The sequence below is a fragment of the Aureivirga sp. CE67 genome, from assembly GCF_015767245.1.
Classification (GTDB): Bacteria; Bacteroidota; Bacteroidia; order Flavobacteriales; family Flavobacteriaceae; genus Aureivirga.
The window spans coordinates 581,427-602,117 of sequence record NZ_JADOTV010000001.1; the positions used below are offsets into that span (position 1 = coordinate 581,427).

The 20,691-nt window shown below is 31.0% G+C and carries 16 protein-coding genes and 1 tRNA gene; 1 reads left to right on the top strand and 16 read right to left on the bottom strand.

The genetic code is table 11. From position 1 onward, the window contains the following. Window positions 1-34 precede the first annotated feature (34 nt). From I0K12_RS02535 to I0K12_RS02550, 4 genes are all read right to left on the bottom strand, one after another. Window positions 35-1,420: a TolC family protein gene (locus I0K12_RS02535; protein ID WP_196885324.1), complete on the bottom strand. Its 1,386-nt coding sequence runs from the start codon at window positions 1,418-1,420 to the stop codon at window positions 35-37. Then, complete coding sequence (locus I0K12_RS02540) at window positions 1,417-2,781, bottom strand: HlyD family secretion protein (RefSeq protein WP_196885325.1); 1,365 nt, start codon at window positions 2,779-2,781, stop codon at window positions 1,417-1,419. Before I0K12_RS02540 ends, I0K12_RS02535 begins: the two co-directional genes overlap by 4 nt. Window positions 2,782-2,825: 44 nt before the next feature. Continuing rightward, on the bottom strand, window positions 2,826-4,460 hold the full coding sequence (locus I0K12_RS02545) for an ABC transporter transmembrane domain-containing protein (protein ID WP_196885326.1): 1,635 nt from the start codon (window positions 4,458-4,460) through the stop codon (window positions 2,826-2,828). Window positions 4,461-4,588: 128 nt separating this feature from the next. After that, on the bottom strand, window positions 4,589-4,894 hold the full coding sequence (locus I0K12_RS02550; protein WP_196885327.1) for a hypothetical protein: 306 nt from the start codon (window positions 4,892-4,894) through the stop codon (window positions 4,589-4,591). Window positions 4,895-5,132: 238 nt separating this feature from the next. Here I0K12_RS02550 and I0K12_RS02555 point away from each other — a divergent pair, with 238 nt between their 5' ends. Then, window positions 5,133-6,173, top strand: coding sequence for an N-acetylmuramoyl-L-alanine amidase (locus I0K12_RS02555; RefSeq protein WP_196885328.1), 1,041 nt, complete (start codon window positions 5,133-5,135; stop codon window positions 6,171-6,173). Window positions 6,174-6,363: 190 nt separating this feature from the next. Here I0K12_RS02555 and I0K12_RS02560 read toward each other — a convergent pair. The 12 genes from I0K12_RS02560 to I0K12_RS02615 form a co-directional block, all read right to left on the bottom strand. After that, a tRNA-Arg gene (locus tag I0K12_RS02560) sits at window positions 6,364-6,437 on the bottom strand. A gap of 32 nt (window positions 6,438-6,469) precedes the next feature. Continuing rightward, the gene (locus I0K12_RS02565; protein WP_196885329.1) at window positions 6,470-6,922 is read right to left on the bottom strand and encodes a GatB/YqeY domain-containing protein; all 453 of its coding nucleotides are present in this window, start codon (window positions 6,920-6,922) and stop codon (window positions 6,470-6,472) included. 107 nt (window positions 6,923-7,029) lie between these two features. After that, on the bottom strand, window positions 7,030-8,904 hold the full coding sequence (gene ftsZ / locus I0K12_RS02570) for a cell division protein FtsZ (protein WP_410548813.1): 1,875 nt from the start codon (window positions 8,902-8,904) through the stop codon (window positions 7,030-7,032). Between the two features lie 8 nt (window positions 8,905-8,912). Continuing rightward, a complete protein-coding gene (ftsA, locus tag I0K12_RS02575; RefSeq protein WP_196885331.1) occupies window positions 8,913-10,259 on the bottom strand; it encodes a cell division protein FtsA in 1,347 nt (448 codons plus the stop codon). A gap of 3 nt (window positions 10,260-10,262) precedes the next feature. Then, window positions 10,263-10,952 carry a cell division protein FtsQ/DivIB gene (locus I0K12_RS02580; protein WP_196885332.1) on the bottom strand — a complete coding sequence of 230 codons (690 nt, stop codon included), beginning with the start codon at window positions 10,950-10,952 and terminating at the stop codon, window positions 10,263-10,265. A gap of 16 nt (window positions 10,953-10,968) precedes the next feature. Further along, entirely contained in the window at window positions 10,969-12,315 is a 1,347-nt protein-coding gene (gene murC, locus I0K12_RS02585) for a UDP-N-acetylmuramate--L-alanine ligase (RefSeq protein ID WP_196885333.1), read from the bottom strand. Next, window positions 12,312-13,403: an undecaprenyldiphospho-muramoylpentapeptide beta-N-acetylglucosaminyltransferase gene (gene murG / locus I0K12_RS02590; protein ID WP_196885334.1), complete on the bottom strand. Its 1,092-nt coding sequence runs from the start codon at window positions 13,401-13,403 to the stop codon at window positions 12,312-12,314. The genes murC and murG overlap by 4 nt, the downstream gene beginning before the upstream one ends. Then, window positions 13,387-14,610 (bottom strand): FtsW/RodA/SpoVE family cell cycle protein, encoded by a 1,224-nt coding sequence (locus tag I0K12_RS02595; RefSeq protein ID WP_196885335.1) that lies wholly within the window; start codon window positions 14,608-14,610, stop codon window positions 13,387-13,389. The genes murG and I0K12_RS02595 overlap by 17 nt, the downstream gene beginning before the upstream one ends. 5 nt (window positions 14,611-14,615) lie before the next feature. After that, window positions 14,616-15,947: a UDP-N-acetylmuramoyl-L-alanine--D-glutamate ligase gene (murD, locus tag I0K12_RS02600; RefSeq protein ID WP_196885336.1), complete on the bottom strand. Its 1,332-nt coding sequence runs from the start codon at window positions 15,945-15,947 to the stop codon at window positions 14,616-14,618. A gap of 1 nt (window position 15,948) precedes the next feature. After that, window positions 15,949-17,190, bottom strand: coding sequence for a phospho-N-acetylmuramoyl-pentapeptide-transferase (gene mraY, locus I0K12_RS02605; protein WP_196885337.1), 1,242 nt, complete (start codon window positions 17,188-17,190; stop codon window positions 15,949-15,951). Between the two features lie 10 nt (window positions 17,191-17,200). Further along, on the bottom strand, window positions 17,201-18,667 hold the full coding sequence (locus I0K12_RS02610) for a UDP-N-acetylmuramoyl-L-alanyl-D-glutamate--2,6-diaminopimelate ligase (protein ID WP_196885338.1): 1,467 nt from the start codon (window positions 18,665-18,667) through the stop codon (window positions 17,201-17,203). A 37-nt stretch (window positions 18,668-18,704) separates the two neighbouring features. Then, a complete protein-coding gene (locus tag I0K12_RS02615; protein WP_196885592.1) occupies window positions 18,705-20,672 on the bottom strand; it encodes a penicillin-binding protein in 1,968 nt (655 codons plus the stop codon). Window positions 20,673-20,691 lie beyond the last annotated feature (19 nt).

Here is a 20,691-nt window from a genome sequence, read left to right on the forward strand (position 1 = left end):
AAAAGAGGCCCTAAAAAGCCTCTTTTATTTTTTCTTATAATTCGATTCCTGAATTTTGTATCAAACTTATTTTTGTTTTCACCAATTTAAATAACAAATCATTATTTTTCAATTGTGCTTCAATCCATTTTTGCTCTCGATAATTAATGGTAAAAAGTGCGCTTTCCCCCAAAAAGAATTTTCGTTCTTCAGCTTTCACTAGTTTTCCATAATTCTTTGTATTCACAATCGCCAATTCTTTTTGTTTCACGATGGAATTATACTCTATCTGATAAGCTTTTATTTTATTCTGAATTTCTAATGTTTGCTGTTTCGTTTGATATTCTAAATCTCGAATCTTATTTTTTGTCAAACGTAAATCTCCTCTTTCTTTTCTTAAAAATATTGGTAAGCTAAATTTCACTTTAAACTTATAATTATCAATATCCAAAGATTGTACAGAATTCAGATTTGGACTTAAAAAATTATACTCTAAATTAATTTTTGGCAACAAAGCATTTTTCTTCAATTTCACATCTAACTTTGAAATATCTAACTTTGATTGCAACATTTTAATTTTCGGATGATTTTCCACTAATTGATCATTTGTAAAAACAGATTGTGCCAATTCTGTAAGTCTATTTTCATTTACTTCAGTTGGTGTTACTTTATTCTGAATTTCAACTGGAACATCTTTTAACCATAAATAATTACTTACATTCAACTTGGCTTTTTCTCGCATCATTTGTGCATTTTCCAAACCAAGTCTTCTGCTATCCAAAATTATTTTAGCTTCTAAAGTATCAATTGCAGCCTTTTCTCCTTGAATAAAACTTTTCTTCGTTGCTTCAAATCTAGTTCTAGCATTCGTCAAAGAATTTTCAAAAACTTGAACATCTAATTCCGATTTGTACCAATAGAAATATGCTAAACTTGCATCATAAATTAAATCTAATATCAATTTACGTTTTTCTTCTTTGGCTAAATTTCCATATTCTTTTGCTTTTTTAACTCCAATATCTCTTTTATTAAAGATAAAATCTTGTGCAATTGGCAATGAAATTCCAACATTATACAAACCATTATCTGGCACAGTTAAACTCGGGTCTAAATACTTTCCGTCGTTATCTTCATAAGTTGCTTTAATATCCACACCATACCAAAGTGGAATTTTAAAAGTAGACGAAAATTCTTTATAATATTTCGTGTCTTTAAATTCTTTTTGAGAAAAGTTCGATTCAATTTTAGGATCAAACAAACCTCTAGATTTTAAAAGTTTTGCCTCTGCATCCAATATTTTCAAATCTGCTTGCTTAGCAATCGGATGGTGCTTTTTCACCAAAGAAATAAAAACATCATAAGAAAGAGTATCTGCTTTTTGCTCTTGAGAAAAAGACCATTGAAAAACAAAACAGAAAAGTAAAAACATTAATTTTCTCATTTCTTCTCTTTTTTAGATGATTTACCTTTACTCGCTTTTGGTGTATAATAATCTGCTGGGAATCCGTTCAACTGACGCCATAATTCATACCAAATCGGCACATCATTAAGAAGTGAAACAGTATTTGCTCCTGTTCCAATCTTAATATTCTTTGGCCATTCTTTTTCTGTTTCATCAGGAATTACCAACACTCTGAATTTCCCATTTTCACTCATAAAAGACTCAATCGTTACTACCTTTCCAGCGAAAGTTCCATAAGAAGTATTTGGCCAACCACTAAAAAATAAAACTGGCCAACCTTCGAATTGAATTCGAACATCTCCTCCTTCGTGAATCAAAGGCAAATCAATTGGAGAAACAAACGTTTCTACAGCAATATCATAATTCACTGGCAAAATACTCACTAACTGCTCTCCTTCTTTGAAAGCTTCACCAATTCCGACACGAATTGCTCTATTCACAATTCCATCTTGAGGCGCTGTAATATAATGTTGACTTCTACGAATCTCATAATTATTCGCTTGATTCTCCAGCTTAGAAACTTGTGCTTTTGTATCCTGAATTACAGATTCTACACTATGAATTTCTCCTCTCAACTTTGACAATTTATCCAAATACGTCGCATTGATCTTGAAAACTTCCAACTCCGCATTTCGGATATCATTTTGCGTGATGTTTAATTTATTTTGCTGCGCAATATATTTCGCTTTCGAATCTTGCCATTTGATTTTCTTCTCTTCTACATCTTTTACAGCTTTCAGACCTTCTTCCTGCAATGTTTTCGCACGATCATATTGAATTTTCGCAATCTGAACATTGTTTTCTAAAGCAACCAAATAAATACTATCATTCTCATATTTCAAATCCAACTGAATCTGTTTATTCTTTGCTTGAGAAATTTTATTTTTTTGCTCTTGTTGCAGCGCTATTATTTGTTGCTCCAAAGCTTTTTGTTTCTCTTTATACGAAACTGTAGAAGCTTTTTTAGCATCTCTTTGTTCTCTTGTTCTTTCTAATAAATTCGGATCTTGATACTCATTTTTAATTTCTGAGATATAAAGTATCGTATCTCCTTTCTTCACGAAATCTCCTTCTTTCACATACCATTTCTCGATTCTTCCAGGAATTGGAGATTGAATCGTTTGTGGTCTTTGATCAGGAGAAAGTGCCGTTACAAATCCTTTTCCTTTCACATTCTGCGTCCATGGCAAAAACATGATGATGATGATTAGTAAAAAGAAAGCCAATAAAAACTTATTGAAAATATTGTAATCTTTTTTCCTTTTTAATCTTTGAAAAGAAGAGTATTTATTTAAATCTACTTCTTTACTTATACTTTTATTTTTAGATATATTTAGCATGATTTTTTCTCTTTAAAACATTATCAAAACAGCCATTAACTCACTTATTTTTCTAAATAATTTTCTTTATTAAAATTGATTACAGAAAAATCTTTCGAAGTAAAATCATGGTTTGTGGCTATAATTAAAATCCATTCCTCATTGTGTTGTAAAAAAGAAATAATCTCTTCCGATTCTTTTTTAGACATTTGAGAAAAAACATGTTCTAACATTAAAACTTTTGGTTTTCTAAAAATCTCTCTAGCTAATAATATTTTCTTAACTACAGTATCTGGCAAATTCGATCCATAAGGTTGAATGATGGTGTCAATTCCATTTTTTAAAGTCTGAATAAACTTTTTCAATTGTAATTTTTCCAACAATAACAACACATCTTCTCTTGAAACATCTGATTTCCCAAGAGCTATATTTTCTAAAATAGATCCTTTAAAAGGTTCTTCTTTAGCTAAAACAATTCCTACATTTTGTAAATATTCATCATGATCTACATGTGAAAATCTATTTTCATTCACTATCAATGATTCTTGATTTTTGGTAGAAATACCACTTAAAATATCAAATAATTGTGTTTCTTTCTTTCCAAAATTATCATGAACGATATATGTTTTTCCTTGCTCAAAAATCATCTTTTTATTTTCAAAAGCTTTGATTCCTTTTAGCTCAATCTTATTTTCTTTTGCTTTAAATGGCAATAATTTACCATCCATTTTTTCTTCCAAATCTTTATCTACCACATAAGCGATTTTTTCTAAAGAAGTCAAAACATCATAGAAAGACTCTAATCCTGTCACTAATTTTTCAACAGAATTAATAATCATCAGAATGATAATTTCCGAGGCAACAAATTGTCCAATATTCAACTTTTGATTTAAAACTAAAATCCCTCCAATTAATAATAATCCAATAGTGATAAACACTTTAAAAGCAATCATTTTTTTGAATTGAAAAAGCAACATTCTAAAATGTCCTTCTCTAGATTGCAAATATTTATCTGTAAGTTTATTATTTTGGTTTAAAATAAAATCCTCACAAGGTTTATTCTTAAAAGTCTTTACTCCAAGTGCAACCTGCTGAATCCAGTAAGCATTTTTATATTTTGTATTCGATTCTTCAATACTAGATTTCAACCCTTTTTCTACAGAATATTTAAACAAAAAGTATAAAATGATAACGAAAAGTAATCCGTAAAAAATAAAGAATGCATTATAAAATGAAAGTAAAAGTAAACCAAAAACGATCTGTAATAAAGCAGCCGGAAAATCAATCAATATCTTCGATAATCCTTTCTGAATACCAACTACATCAAAAAAGTAATTTGCATATTCTGTCGCATGCTTATTTTTAAAAGCATCTAGTTTAATTTTTGGTAATCTGTATGAAAATTCAAAAGAAGTTCTGGTAAATATTTTTTGTTGAATATTTTCCAAAATTCGAATTTGCATTACCTGAAGTCCACCTTGAAAAGCTACTCCCAAAGTCACCACAAATACAAGCACCACCCAAGAAGAAGATACTTGCCCTGTTTGAAGTAAATTAATAATTGCCTGAATTCCTAAAGGAATGGTCAACGACACGATTCCAATAAAAACAGCATAATAACATATTTGTTTTATATCTCGTTTATCCAACGAAAGCATTTTCACCAAACGCCTCCATGAAGTTCTGATTTGTTTTTCCATTATTCCGCCTCTATTTACAAAGAGCTTTGTTAATTGAATTATTCACATTAAAATTATGATAGGACTCTATGTACTCCGTTCGAAACAAATTCAAGCAGTGTACATAAATTTACGATTATTTTAAAGGATTATAATTCCGGAGGAGGTATAAATATTTCTAAAAAAAGATGTTTAAACCTTGATTTTAAACTTTTTTCAATTTTTCTTGAGTAAGAATTCGTAAAAATATTAACAGCTTCCACTTCATAAAAAAGATCATATTTATAGATTTCTTTCAGTTCTTCTTCCATATCTTCCGAAGTTTCTAAAAGCTCTGTATGCTCTTTATTCTCTTCAATTATTACATGAATAGGCTGCATAAAAAACACATAGAAAAACATTGGCAGAACCAATATTTTCAAAAATAAATCGATGATTTTCTTCTTACTATGCATTTTTATTCTTAATTGTTTTGAGTGCAAATATAATAGTATTACTATTAATTATGAGTGTTTAACTAAAAATTAACATTTTCTTAGAGTAAATGGCAGAATATTTATAGCTATGAATTAAAATAATGTATATTTGTTTTTCTCTTGGCTTTCAAATTCTGTAAGTCATTTCCCCCTTATATTTACTTGTGTTCACACAAAATTTTGTAATTTATATAGTAAAATTTACAGCATAAAACTTATGAAAAATTTAGTCCAAAAAAGTATTCTAATAATTCTGTTACTTTTAACATTTTCTGTTCAAAGTCAAACAAAAAATTTAATTGTCACAGCAAGAAAGGGAGATGGAATTTATTCTTTATTAAGAAAACATGGACTAAATCCTTCAAAATATTACAATGCTTTTATCAAACTAAATAAAAAAAGTATCGGGAAGAAAAATCAACTTTTTGCAGGAAGAAAATATAAACTTCCTATTGATAAATCTTCTAAAAAAACAACAACAAAAAATACCAAAAAGCCAAAGAAAACCAATAAGAAAAAAACAATAATGACTTATGAAATCTTTGGTAAAAAACACAAAGATGTAGAACTTGTCGATAATAAATTAGAAGGAGCTGTGTATTATTTGGTTTCTGGTCATGGTGGCCCAGACCCTGGAGCTATTGATAAAATCAACGGAAAACTTATCAGTGAAGACGAATACGCTTATGATGTGACGCTTCGTTTAGCACGTCAATTAATCCAGCATGGAGCAACAGTTTATTTGATTGTAAAAGACAAAAATGACGGAATTCGTGATAAAACTCTTCTAAGCCTTGACAAAGATGAAGTGGTACACCCAAATCTAAAAATTCCACTTCACCACGGAAAAAGATTGAAACAAAGAGCAAATGCAGTCAATAAACTTTATAAAAAGAACAAACCAAAATACCAAAGATTAATCGTTCTTCACGTAGATAGTAGAAGTAAAAATCAGAATATTGATGTATTTTTCTATCATTACAAAGGAAGTAAAACCGGAAAATCTCTTGCTACCACACTTCGAAATACTTTCAAGAAAAACTACAAAAAACACCAACCAAAAAGAAGTTACGAAGGAACTGTTAGCACACGAAATCTATACATGGTCAACAATACATATCCTTCGATGGTGTATATCGAACTTGGAAATATTAGAAATGCAAGAGATCGAAAACGAATCATCAATCCAGAAAATCGTGAAGCGATGGCGAAATGGATTAAAGAAGGAATTTTAATAGATTTTGATAAATTCAATTAAAATATAATCAAGCAAATTTTTGTAATTTTTCTGGGAGCTTCCCATTTTTCTTCGTTTCTAAAAACTCAGAAAAAGGTCGGGCTTTCCACTATATCTTTTTTGCTAAAGCAGCTGAATGAAGAAAAGCAAAAAAGGATGCCGCTGCAATCCCTAAGCCAAAAAAATCGTTTCAAACGAATCAAGAAGAAAATGACCGCGGAAGGATTCGAACCCTCAACCCTCGGAGCCGAAATCCGATATTCTATCCAGTTGAACTACACGGCCAAAAAAAGCTCTTAAAAAAGAGCTTTAATGTTTTATTTAGACAACTTTGCTTTTACAACAGTTGAAATAGACTTTCCATCTGCTTTTCCAGCTAATTTAGAAGAAGCAATTCCCATTACTTTCCCCATATCAGCCATTGAAGAAGCTCCAGTCTCAGCAATAATTCCTTCGATAAATTGCTCTAATTCTTCAGCGCTTAATTGCTCTGGTAAGAATTTAGAGATTACTTCTGCTTGAGCAATTTCAGGTTCAGCTAAATCTTCACGTCCTTCTTTCGTATAAAGAGCAGCACTATCTTTACGTTGCTTCACTAATTTTTGTAACAACTTGATTTCTTCGTCTTCTGATAATCCTTCAGCAGCTCCTGATTTTGTTTGTGCTAATAATAACTCTGATTTGATAGCTCTTAAAGCTTCTAAAGCAATAGTGTCTTTCGATTTCATTGCTTCTTTCATGCTCGTCATGATTTGTTTCTGTAAGCTCATAATTTTAATTTTATGGTACGAATATAAAAAAAAGGAACTCGAAATTCTTAAATTTTACCTCAAGAATTTCGAGCTCTATAATAATCTAAACTCTGGGGAAATTTTTCCTAATCTACATTATCATGTAAAAAAGAATTATTTGATCTAAATTTTAAATCATCTTTATCATCTGTTTCTAAAGATGTTCTAGATTGATTAGTTTGAGACGATGATGTATTTTGATTCAACTCTACTCCCATTCTCTTATAAGCAGGCTCTTTCTCGATATCATCAATATTTTGATTTACCTTGTTTACAAACTTATAATTGAATTCTTTCATTTTCTCTCTTCTTTCTCTAGCTTTTTTCTGTAATTCAGAAATTGTTAGATCTAAAGGAGAAATTTCTCTACTATCATCTCTTTGATCAGGTTCCGATTCTGTTCTGATATTAAAATTCAAATCATCTTCCGTAACAAATAAATCATTTTTGTTTTGTAAATTTTTCGAATCTTTTACAGTTTCATTATCATCATCTAAACTATAATATATTTTTTCTTCAGCAACTGTTGTATTCTGAATAGGTTTTGGTTCTTCAACCTCAACTTCTTTCATCGTATTTACAACAGGTTCTTCTTCTATTTTAATCTCTGAATTTTGCATTTCAAAACTAAAAGAAGTTTGTTGCTTATCCATGTTTGTTTGTTCTTGAATTTCTTTTTTCTCTATTTCTTTTTGAATATCGAAAGAAGTATCTTCAATTTCGTGTACTCTGATTTCCTCAAAAGACACATCTAAATCATGAATAGAATTTACTGAAGATTCTGAAGTAGGATTTGTAGGTTCATTTACTACAACCTCTTCTTTTTCTTCCTTTTTATCATCTATTTTTAAGTGAATTTCAGGTAACTCAATAGTTTTAGGCTTTTCTTCAGCTACAACATCTACTGTTGTTTCTTGATCAGAATCTAAACTATGAATAATCTTTTTAGTCTCCTTGTTAGAGATTCCATCTTGTTGATCAAGATTAAAACCTGTAGCAATTACAGTAACAGAAATTGCTTCTCCTAGGGCTTCATCATCACCAACTCCCATAATAATATTTACGTTAGTTTGTGCTTCCGACTGAATGAAGTCATTGATTTCTCCAATTTCATCAATTGTAATTTCATTAGCTCCAGAAACAATCAATAATAATACATTTTTCGCTCCTGTAATCTTGTTATCATTCAATAATGGTGAATCTAAAGCTTTACTAATAGCCTCAGAAGCTCTACCAGATCCTGAAGATGTTGCAGATCCCATAATTGCAGTACCACTATTAGATAATACAGTTTTCGCATCTTTTAAATCGATATTCTGTGTATAGTGATGTGTAATTACTTCCGCAATTCCTCTTGCAGCTGTAGATAATACCTCATCTGCTTTAGAGAACCCTGCTTTAAACCCTAAGTTTCCGTAAACTTCTCTTAGTTTATTATTATTTATAACAACTAATGAATCCACAAAACTTCTTAAAGTTTCTATACCTACTTTTGCTTGTTCATTTCTCATTTTCCCTTCAAAAGAAAATGGAATTGTAACAATACCAATAGTTAGAAGATCTAATTCTTTTGCCATTTTAGCAATAATAGGCGCAGCTCCTGTTCCGGTTCCACCACCCATTCCAACGGTAATAAATACCATTTTTGCTTTTGTACTTAGCATTGATTTTATCTCTTCAATACTCTCCATCGCAGATTGCTCTCCAACTTCTGGATTTGCTCCTGCTCCTAACCCTTCAGTTAAAGAAACTCCTAACTGAATTTTGTGAGGTACTGGACTATTTTGTAAGGCTTGTGCATCTGTATTACAAACTACAAAGTCTACACCTTTGATTCCTTGCAAATACATGTGATTTACGGCATTACTTCCTCCACCACCTACTCCGATTACTTTTATCACGTTCGATTGATTTTTTGGTAAATCAAATGATATATTATTAAATTCTGTACTCCCCATAATACTAAAATTTATTCTGCGTTATCTAAAAATTCTCGAAACTTGTCTGCCCATTTTTCAAGAATTGATTTTTTATTATCTCGTTGAACTTTTGGTTCTGGTATTGTTTCTTCAACTGGTACCTCTACTGGTTCTGGCTCTGGAATTTCTGGTTCTTCTACTTCTGGTTCTTCAACAACTGTTTGTGGTTTTTTACTTTTTAAACTCAAACCTTTCATTAATAAACCAACAGCAGTAGCATAAGTTGGACTTGAGAATCCTTCATTAGAGTTTCCAGCTAAATGCTCATTAGGATAACCAATTCTAGTATCCATACCTGTAATATATTCTACCAATTGTTTCACATGCTTCAATTGTGAACCTCCACCTGTTAAAACAATACCTGCTATTAACTTTTTCTTAGGCTCTTCATGCCCATAGTTTTTTATCTCTAAATATACTTGCTCAATTATCTCTACAACTCTTGCATGAATAATTTTAGACAAGTTTTTTAGTGTAATCTCTCTTGGCTCTCTTCCCCTTAAACCTGGAATAGAAACAATCTCATTGTCTTTATTTTCTCCTGGCCAAGCTGAACCAAATCTTATCTTTAATAATTCCGCTTGTTTCTCTATGATAGAACAACCTTCCTTAATATCTTCTGTAATTACATTTCCTCCAAAAGGAATTACTGCTGTATGACGAATAATTCCATCTTTAAAAATGGCTAAATCTGTAGTTCCTCCACCTATATCGATAAGAGCAACTCCAGCTTCTTTTTCTTCTTGACTTAAAACAGCATCAGCAGAAGCTAGAGGCTCAAGAGTAACTCCTGAAAGCTCTAAACCTGCATTTTTGATACATCTACCAATATTTCTAATAGATGAAACTTGTCCGATTACAACATGAAAATTAGCTTCTAAACGTCCACCAAACATACCTCTAGGTTCTTTGATTTCTGCTTGACCATCTACTTTATATTCTTGAGGAAGTACGTGAATGATTTCTTCCCCTGGTAACATTACAAGTTTATATACTTGATTAATTAACAAATCAATATCTTCATCATCAATAACTTTATCTGATTTCTGTCTTGTAATATAATCACTGTGCTGTAAACTTCTAATATGTTGTCCTGCAATACCAACAATAGCTTCATGAATCTGTATACCAGAAGAGGCAACAGCTTCATCAATTGCTTTTTGTATGGATTCAATAGTTTGTGTAATATTATTTACCACACCTCTATGTACACCACGACTTGGAGCTTTACCAAGACCCAGCAATTCAATTTTTCCGTATTCGTTTTTACGGCCAATTATCGCTACAATCTTCGTCGTACCAATATCTAATCCAACCGAAACGTCATTGTACTCCATATTTTAATTCTTTACACAGACAACTTGATTGCTGTACTTTAAATTCAACAACTTATATTTATTCTCTTTATTCTGAGCGATAAGATCTTTATATAATGCTTTTAAATTATTAATCTTACTCTCTAGATTTTCTATTGTTCCCAATAAAACTTTTTGGTTTGCAATTCTTAGTTTTAAATAATATTCGTTTTTATTTGTTCTAGTAACTGCAATTACCTGCTTTTCTAAAAAAGCATCTTTCTTTATAAAATTCAATAATCTATGTACTTCTTCTAAATTATTTTCTCTTATATCTCCAGAAAACAAAGGTACTCTTGCAGAGTAATTTTTAGAAAGTGGCATTTTTTCTCCTAATTGATCTATATAAAACACCTCTTTTTTTGTTTGAACTCTACCTATCGGTTCTCTTTGTTTTATTTTCGAGTGTAATTTTCCATCAACGGAAACATAAATATCAGCACTTTCAATCATCGGATGATTATTTACTTTTTCTTCCAATGACTTAACGTCAATTTTACTTTTCAATTGATTTTTAATATCAACTCGTTTTTCCTTTAAAATTTCAATCACATTTTCTGAAGTTAAGAAAAAGTTTTCACCTTTTTCAAATTCAACAGAAACATCTGTAATCGTTCTTCTAGCATTTCTTATAGTTGCAAAACCATAAAGAAACGTTATAAAAACGATCAACATTAATGTTTTAATATGACTAACCTTCATTTTCAAATTTACTTTGAACTTCCTTTATCACTTCTCCAATATCTCCAGCTCCTAGCATCAATACAACTTCAGCATCGGATTCTTTGATATCTGTATATACGTTTTCTTTAGTTCCTAATTTCTTAGAATCTAAAGTAACTTTATCTAAAAGCCAGCTAGAGTTTACACCTTCAATAGGTAACTCTCTTGCTGGGTAAATATCTAACAATATTAATTCGTCAAATTTAGACAAACTTTCTGCAAAATCATCAGCAAAATCAAGAGTTCTAGAAAATAAGTGTGGCTGAAAAACACCTAACACCTTCTTTCCAGGATACATCTCTCTAGCTGTGTCAATTACAGCATTTATTTCTGTTGGATGATGTGCGTAATCATCTATCAGAACAAAATTCTCCGTATTAATTTTATATGAAAACCTTCGTTGAATTCCTTTAAATCTCTTTAAAGATGCTGCAATTTTTTCAATTGATACTCCATATTCACTCGCCATTGCAATAGCAGCCAATGCATTTTTCACATTATGCATTCCTGGCAAAGGTAACTCAATATCGTAAAATGTAGTATTTGGGGATACAAGGTCAAAAGTATAAACTCCATTACGAATTTGCAAATTTATAGCCCTATATTTTGCATTTTCTGAAAATCCGTATTTTATTCCCTCAATTAGTAAACTTTCTTCCACAAATAATGCTCTTTTAACATTATTTGAAAAATCCACAAATGTACTTTCTAATTCCTCTTTATTTCCATAAATATCCAAATGATCTGCATCCATAGAAGTAATACAGGCTACATCTGGAAAAAGCTTCATAAATGAGCGATCAAATTCATCAGCTTCTACTACAGAAATCTCATCTCCACCTAGAATTAAATTCGAATTATAATTCTCCGAAATCCCTCCTAAAAATGCCGTTGCATTAATTCCGTTATCATGTAAAATATGCCCTAACATTGTTGATGTAGTCGTCTTCCCATGTGTTCCAGCAACAGCTAAACAAAGTGAATCTCTCGTAATTTCTCCAAGAACTTCTGCTCTTTTTAAAATATGGAATCCATTTTCTTTAAAATAATTAAACTGTTTATGATCTTTTGGAATCGCTGGCGTATACACTACTAAAGTAGTTGCAGGTTCCAAAAATTCTGCAGGAATCACATCCAATCTATCTTCAAAATTGATTGTTATTCCTGTTTGTTGTAAAGCATTTGTAATAGGCGTCGAAGTTCTGTCATATCCTGCCACAAGCTTATTGTTATTCTTAAAATAACGTGCAAGCGAACTCATACCGATTCCTCCGATACCAATAAAATAAATTGTATGTATTCTAGTTAAATTCAATTTAATAATAATTCTATTTCGTTTACTATATCTTTCGTCGCATTTGGTAAAGCAAGTTTTTTAATATTTTCAGCTAAAACTTTTTGATAAGAATTATCTGAAATTAAACTTTGAAACACCAACTGAAAAGAATCTAACTCAGATTCTTTAATCATTATTGCGCCATTATGATCAACAATTGCTTGTGCATTTTTCGTTTGATGATCTTCTGCTACATTCGGTGATGGAATAAATATCGTTGGTTTTCCAACTAAACATAATTCTGAAATAGAACTTGCACCAGCTCGACTGATTATAAAATCCGAAGCTGCATATACCAAATTCATTTCATTTAGAAAAGCATGAACTTGAACTCCATCTAATTCATCATACTTTTTATATTGCTCGTAATACAGTTTTCCTGTTTGCCAGATTACTTGAATATCTCTTTCTACAAGCCAACCAATATTTTCAGCAATTAGTTTATTTACATTTCTTGCTCCTAAGCTTCCTCCTAGAATTAATAATGTTTTCTTTTCTTTATCTAAATTAAAACGTTCTAAAGCCTTATTTCTGTATTCTGACACATTTAGTAAGTCATTCCTTACAGGGTTTCCTGTTTTTATTATTTTATTTTTTGGAAAAAACCTATCTAAATTGTCATATGCAACACATATTTTATCTACTTTTTTAGATAAAAGCTTATTTGTAATCCCTGGAAATGAGTTTTGTTCTTGAATTAAAGTAGGAATTCCCTTTCCGCTTGCAACTTGTAAAGTTGGCCCACTAGCAAACCCTCCTGTTCCAATAACTACATCTGGTTTAAATTTTCTAATAATTCCTTTAGCTTTCATAATACTTGAAACTAACTTAAAAGGAAACATTAAATTTTTTAAAGACAAACTTCTTTGTATTCCAGAAATCCATAATCCTTTAATCTCGTAACCTGCTTGTGGAACTTTTTCCATTTCCATTCGGTCACTTGCTCCAACAAATAAAAAATTTGCATCCGGATAACGTTCTTTAATTTCATTCGCTATCGCAATTGCTGGATAAATATGTCCACCTGTTCCACCTCCACTCAGTAATATGTTAACCGATTTTTTCATTCAATATTTGTAAAGGATTATCGTATAAATTTTTATTATCTTTTTCTTCTATTTCTTCAAAATCTTCTGAAGTTTCTTCATCTCTAGCTGCACTTACACTAAGAACAATTCCAAGTGCAATACAAGTCATCCAAATCGAAGTTCCTCCACTACTAATCAATGGTAGTGTCTGTCCTGTAACTGGTACAAGATTTACAGCAACTCCCATATTTACCATAGCTTGAAAAACTATGGGGAGACCGACTCCAACTACAACTAGAGTTGCAAAAATGGTCGATGCTTTTTGTGCTACAATTATAATTCTAACTAACAATAGGAAATATAATGTAACAATAACAAAAGCTCCTATAAGTCCTGCTTCTTCTACAATAATTGGAAAAATAAAATCTGAAGTAGATTGTGGCATAAAATTTTTCAAAACACTTTTTCCAAAACCTCTTCCTGTTACTCCTCCACTTACAATTGCTTCTTTTGCTTTTTCTACTTGATAATTACTTTCTGTTTCTCCTGAAAAAAAGTTCTCAACACGTTTAATCCATGTATCCACACGGTTTGGTGCAATTTCTGGAAATGCTTTAAAAGTTAAAACAAAAACCATTAAAACAACGATTCCTGAGCCTAAAATACCTAGTAAATATTTCCAAGGATAACCTCCTATAAAACAAACTAAAAGTACCATTACAAACAAAATAGCTGTTGTTGAAAAGTTTGCTGGCAATATTAATGCTAAAACTACAGCAACTGGCACCCAAAGCTTCCAAATACTTTCTTTAAAATCAATATCTTCATTCTTTCTTTGGGCTAAATATCTTGCTACATAAATCATTAAAACTACACTTGCCAATGTAGAAGGCTGAAAAGTAAAATTCACTATTGGTATCCGCACCCATCTACTTGCATTTGCTCCACCTATTGTTGTTCCTTGCAGCAAAGTATAGACTAACAATGGAATTACAATATAAAGCATCAAAATAGATCCTCCACTGAAATATCGATATGGAATTTTATGTACAAAATAGATTATTCCGAAACCAAAAAACAATAAAAAGGCATGTTTAAGCAAATGTCCCGTCGTCGTTCCATTTCCTACAACATAAACTAAATTAGTACTTGCACTATAAATTGGCATAAACGAAAAAATCGCTAATGTCGCAACTACAGCCCAAATAACTCTATCTCCTTTTAAGTGTTTTAATAATTCCTTCATAAAACTTACAATTCTCTAACTGCATTTTTAAATTGTGTTCCTCGATCTTCGTAGCTTGAAAACAAATCAAAACTTGCACAAGCTGGAGATAATAAAACAGCGTCTCCTTTTTCTGCAATTCGATATGCTTTTCGAACAGCTTCCTCTGCACTTAACGATTCTTCTATCGTTTCTATTACATTTCCAAAAGTGTCAATGATCTTTTGATTATCAACTCCAAGACATATAATAGCTTTTACTTTTTCTCTGACTAATGGCATTAACTCCATATAATCATTTCCTTTATCAACTCCTCCAACAATCCAAACTGTTGGTTTATTCATACTTTCTAAAGCATAATATGTTGCATTTACATTTGTTGCTTTAGAATCATTTATATATTGTACTCCACAAATTTTTAAAACAGATTCCAAACGATGTTCTGCTCCTTCAAAATCTTCTAAACTTTCGCGAATTATTTCATTTTCTACTTTAAATAGCTGCGCTGTCATTCCGGCTGCCATTGCATTCTTCATGTTATGCTTACCTTGTATTGCTAATGCTGCTATTCCCATAGTAAAAGTTTCTGTATTTATGTTTAATACTAAATTATCGCCGTCTAGATATGCTCCTTTATCTAATTTTCTTGAAACTGAAAAAGGTAACAACTGAGCTTTTACTTCATTATTTTCCAACCAATTTTGAATCACAGGATCATCTGCATCATAAATCAGATAATCTTCTTCTGTCTGATTCATTGTAATTCGAAACTTTGAAGCAACATAGTTTTCCATTTTATAATCATATCGATCTAAATGATCTGGAGTAATATTGGTAATAATCGCAACTTTTGGTCGAAATTTCTCAATACCATCCAACTGAAAACTACTTAATTCTAAAACATAACTTTCAAAAGAATCTTTTAAAACACTAGCTGCAAAACTATCTCCGATATTTCCTGCAATACCAATATTTAAATTTCCTTTTTTAAGTATATGATGCGTAAGCAAAGTTGTTGTTGTTTTTCCATTTGAACCTGTAATACCTACAATTTTTGCATCTGTATATTTTACAGCAAATTCAATCTCAGAAATCACTGGAATTCCTTTTTCTTTTAATTCTTGAATCAAAGAAATTTTATCAGGAATCCCTGGACTTTTCATTACTTCATCAGCTTGAAAAATCTTTTCTAAAGAATGTTTTTTTTCTTCAAATGGAATCTCATTATCTAAAAGAACTTTTTTATATTTTTCCTTTATTTCACTTTTGTCTGAAACAAAAACTTCAAATCCTTTACTTTTTGCAAGTAATGCTGTTCCAACACCACTTTCTCCTGCACCTAAAACGACTAATTTCATCTTATCTCAACTTCAATGTAACAATTGTAATCACTGCCAACATAATTCCGATAATCCAGAATCTGTTTACAATTTTACTTTCATGATAACCAAGTTTTTGATAATGGTGATGCAGTGGCGCCATTTTAAATATTCTTCGCCCTTCTCCGTATTTCTTCTTCGTATATTTAAAAAAGCTTACTTGCATTACAACAGATAAATTTTCAATTAAGAAAATTCCTGCTAACACTGGAATCAATAATTCTTTTCTTACTGCAATTGCTAAAACTGCTATTATTCCTCCAATAGTCAAACTTCCTGTATCTCCCATAAAAACTTGTGCTGGATAAGTATTATACCATAAGAATCCAACCAAACCACCAGTCATTGCACTGATAAATACAGTCATTTCTCCAGAGTTTGGAATATACATTACATTCAGATAATCAGAGAAAACAATATTTCCTGAAACCCATGCAAAGATTCCTAAAGTAGCTACAATTATGGCGGAAGAACCTGCTGCTAATCCATCAATCCCATCGGTCAGATTTGCTCCATTGGAAACTGCTGTGATAATAAAAATCACTAAAGGAATAAAAATTAACCAAGAATATTGACGTAAATTATCGCTAATAGAACCTAAAATTGAACTATAATCCAACTCATTATTTTTTAAGAATGGTATTGTAGTTTTCATCGATTTATGTGCCTCTCCAAAAACTTTTGTAGCATCGTGTGTTTGATCTGTTTGTTCAATTTGAGCTACTTCTTCTTTTGGTAATTTTTCTTTAATAGTAACATGTGGATTGAAATATAACATTCCTCCTACTATTAAACCTAAACCAACTTGACCAAGAACTTTAAAACGTCCTTTTAATCCTTCTTTATCTTTTTTAAAGACTTTTATATAATCATCAATAAATCCAATTGCTCCCATCCAAACTGTGGTAATAATCAAAATAATGATGTAAATATTATCTAGTTTATTAAATAATAAAACAGGAATTAATGTTGCTAGAATAATAATTATTCCTCCCATTGTTGGAGTTCCAGCTTTTTCTACTTGTCCTGTTAATCCTAAATCTCTTACAGATTCTCCAATTTGTTGTTTTCGTAAAAAGTTAATAATTCTCTTTCCGAAAATTGTCGAAATCAAAATTGAGAAAACAAATGCCATCGCAGAACGGAATGTCAAATATTGAAACACTCCTGCTCCCGTCAGTTGATAATGTTTGTCTAAATATTCAAATAAATAATAAAGCATTCTTTCTTCTCTAAATTTTAACTTGTTCTAAAAATATTTTTTCTACAACTTGATAATCATCAAAATTGTTTCTTATTCCGTTTATCTCTTGATATGTTTCATGTCCTTTTCCTGCTACTAAAACGATATCCGATTTATCAGCCAATTTAATCGCCATTCGAATTGCTTGTTCCCTATCTGGAATCGAAACTACTTTTGGTTTATTTTCTGGTAAAACTCCCGCAATAATTTGATTTAAAATCTGAATTTCATCTTCAGTTCTTGGATTATCAGAAGTAAAAACTACCTGATCACTCAAATTAGAAGCAATTTGTCCCATTTTTGGACGTTTTTCAGCATCACGATCTCCTCCACAACCAACAACGGTAATCACATTTGCTCTTTCATCTTTGATATCATGAATTGTTTCCAATACATTTTTCAGAGCATCAGGTGTGTGTGCATAATCGATAATTGCAATCGTTCCATTTGGTGAAATCTGGTATTGAAAACGACCAGAAACTGTTTCTAATTCACTCAAAAGTTCCATTGCTCTTAATTGCTCTAAACCTAAAAGTTGTGCAACTCCATAAATCGCTAATAAATTATATGCATTAAAAGATCCAATTAATCTTGTCCAAACTGGCATATTATTAATTTCAATACAAATTCCAGAAATTTGATTTTCTAGAACTTTTCCTTTGAAATCTGCCATTGTTTTTAAAGCATATGTATATTTATTCGCTTTTGTATTTTGAAGCATGATTGAACCATTTCTGTCATCAATATTTACCAAAGCAAAAGCTTCTTTAGATAAATTATCAAACAACATTTTCTTCACATCACGATATTCTTTAAAAGTCTCGTGATAATCTAAATGATCATGTGTTAGATTGGTAAAAACAGCTCCATCAAAATTTAAAGCTTCTGTTCTATTTTGATGAATTCCATGAGAACTCACTTCCATAAAACAATGTGTCACACCAGCATCCACCATTTTTCTCATCAAAAAATTAATTGATAAAGAATCTGGAGTTGTGTGTGTTGCATTTATATCTTCGTCGTGTATTTTATTTACAACTGTTGATAAAAGTCCAGTCTTGAAACCAGCTTTTTCAAATAAATTATACAACAATGTAGCAATTGTTGTTTTTCCATTTGTACCAGTAATTCCAACCAACTTCAGCTCTTTCGAAGGATTTCCATAAAAATTGGAAGCCATTCTTGCTAAAGCTTTTGTCGAACTTTGTACAATTATATAGGTAATAGTATCTTTTGTTTCCTTTGGTTTTTCTTCACAAACAATCACAGAAGCTCCCAATTCTATTGCTTTTTCTATATATCGATGTCCATCAACAATAGTTCCTCTAACTGCAACAAAAATGTCATTTTCTGTAACTTTTCTAGAATCAAAAGTTATATTATTAATAGGTGTATCCATATTTCCTAGAATTTCTTCTATGGATACATTTAATAATATGTCTTTTAATAATTTCATACTTCCTTTGTTAGATCAATTCTTTATTCCTTTAATTCTACAATAAATCCAAATAAATTGTATTACCCTTTTTTATTTTTTCTCCATTTTTAATAGACTGTTTCTTTACGACTCCAGTCCCTTTATACTTCACATTTAAACCTAAATTTTCTAAGATTGAAATTGCATCCATCCCTGGCATTCCAACTACATTAGGTACAATTGTTATATACTTTTCAGAAACTTCAAAATACTTCTCAAACTTATTGTCTAGTTTTTCAGAGTTTACCGTTCCTGACTCCATTTCAATTTCTGAAGGAGTATCCGTATAAATCTTTTGCGCAATTTTCTTAAAAACAGGCGCAGCTACTGTAGCACCATAATATCCTTTTGATTTTAAAGGCTCATGAATTACTACAATACAAGAATATTTAGGCTCATCTGCAGGAAAATAACCTACAAACGATGAAATATATTTTTGGTTTGAATAATATCCTCCTCCAATCTTTTTTCCATTTGCATCTCTTTCAATTGGAATCCACTTTTTAGCAGTTCCAGTTTTCCCAGCCATAGAAAAATTTGAAGTATAAATATTTTTTGCTGTTCCACGTTTCACAACGTTTTCCATCATGACTTTTACTTTATCAATTGTTTCCTGTGAACAAATTTCATCTTCCAATACAGTTCTATCAAAAGTTTCTACCACGGCATTTTGATCACGTAATTCTTTGATGAATTGGGGTTTTACCATTTCACCATTATTCGCAATTGCATTATAAAAGGTTAATGTTTGAAGTGGAGTAAGTGAAACTCCATATCCCCAAGCCATCCATTGTAATGAAATTCTTGACCAATCTTTATCAGATGGTTTTCTGATTTTTGGTTTTCCTTCTCCTTTTATTTCAAGTCCAATCTGTTTATCCAATCGCATTTTAGTTAATCCATCTACAAATTTCTTTGGATTATTTTTATAATGTTCTTGAATAACTTTTACAATTCCAATATTCGATGAAACTTCAAAGGTTTTGGCAACCGAAATTTTACCAAAACCTCCTGCATGCGAATCAATCACATTGCTATTATATACTTTATAAACTCCATTCCCAGTGTTTACCACTTGTCCTGTATCAATTACTTGATCCTCCAAAGCAACTACCAAACTCATCAACTTAAATGTTGATCCTGGTTCATGAGATTCATAAACTGCATAATTTCTTTTCTCGTAATAGTTCCCTTTAGATGTTCTTGCAAGATTCGAAATTGCTTTAATTTCCCCTGTTTTGGTTTCCATTACAACAACTGAGCCATGTTCTGCCTCAAATTTATGCATCTGCTCCATAAGCGCAGTACTTGCAATGTCTTGAATATTCACATCGATAGTTGTAACTACATCTTGTCCATCTTTTGGTTCTACTTCATTGTCATCATTGATAGGCTTATATAAATCTTTTGCGATTTTCTGCTTCATTCTCCATCCAGAAGTACCTTTTAAATACTTACTAAACGCACCCTCAATTCCAACTCTCCCTCTATAATCATCATATCCAATTGTTCGCTCTGCAACTTTTCCTAGTGGATGTTCTCTTACAGTACTTTGTTCTGCAATAAATCCACCACGATGAAGTCCTCTTCTAAAAATTGGAAAACTTTTCATTTTCAAATAATCATTATATCCCAAACCTCTTGCGATAAATAGATATCTATTTTTATTTTTTCGAGCTCTTTTTATTTTATTTTTAAAATGTTTTGGAGTATTTCCTAACATTTTGGCCAACTCGATAGAAAGAGAATCTATATTTTTTTTAAATAAATCATCCGAAATATTTGGTGAAGCAGCGTCCATTCGAATTTCATATTTAGTAACAGATGTTGCTAACAAACTTCCGTCTTCGGCATAAACATTCCCTCTATTTGCATGAATTGTATCTCGTTTTACTTCATTTGCAGATAGACTTCGATATTTATCTCCTTCACTAAATTGAATATTGAAAATTTTAAAAATAATAGACACAAAGAATACTAACATCAATGTAAATATGATGTAA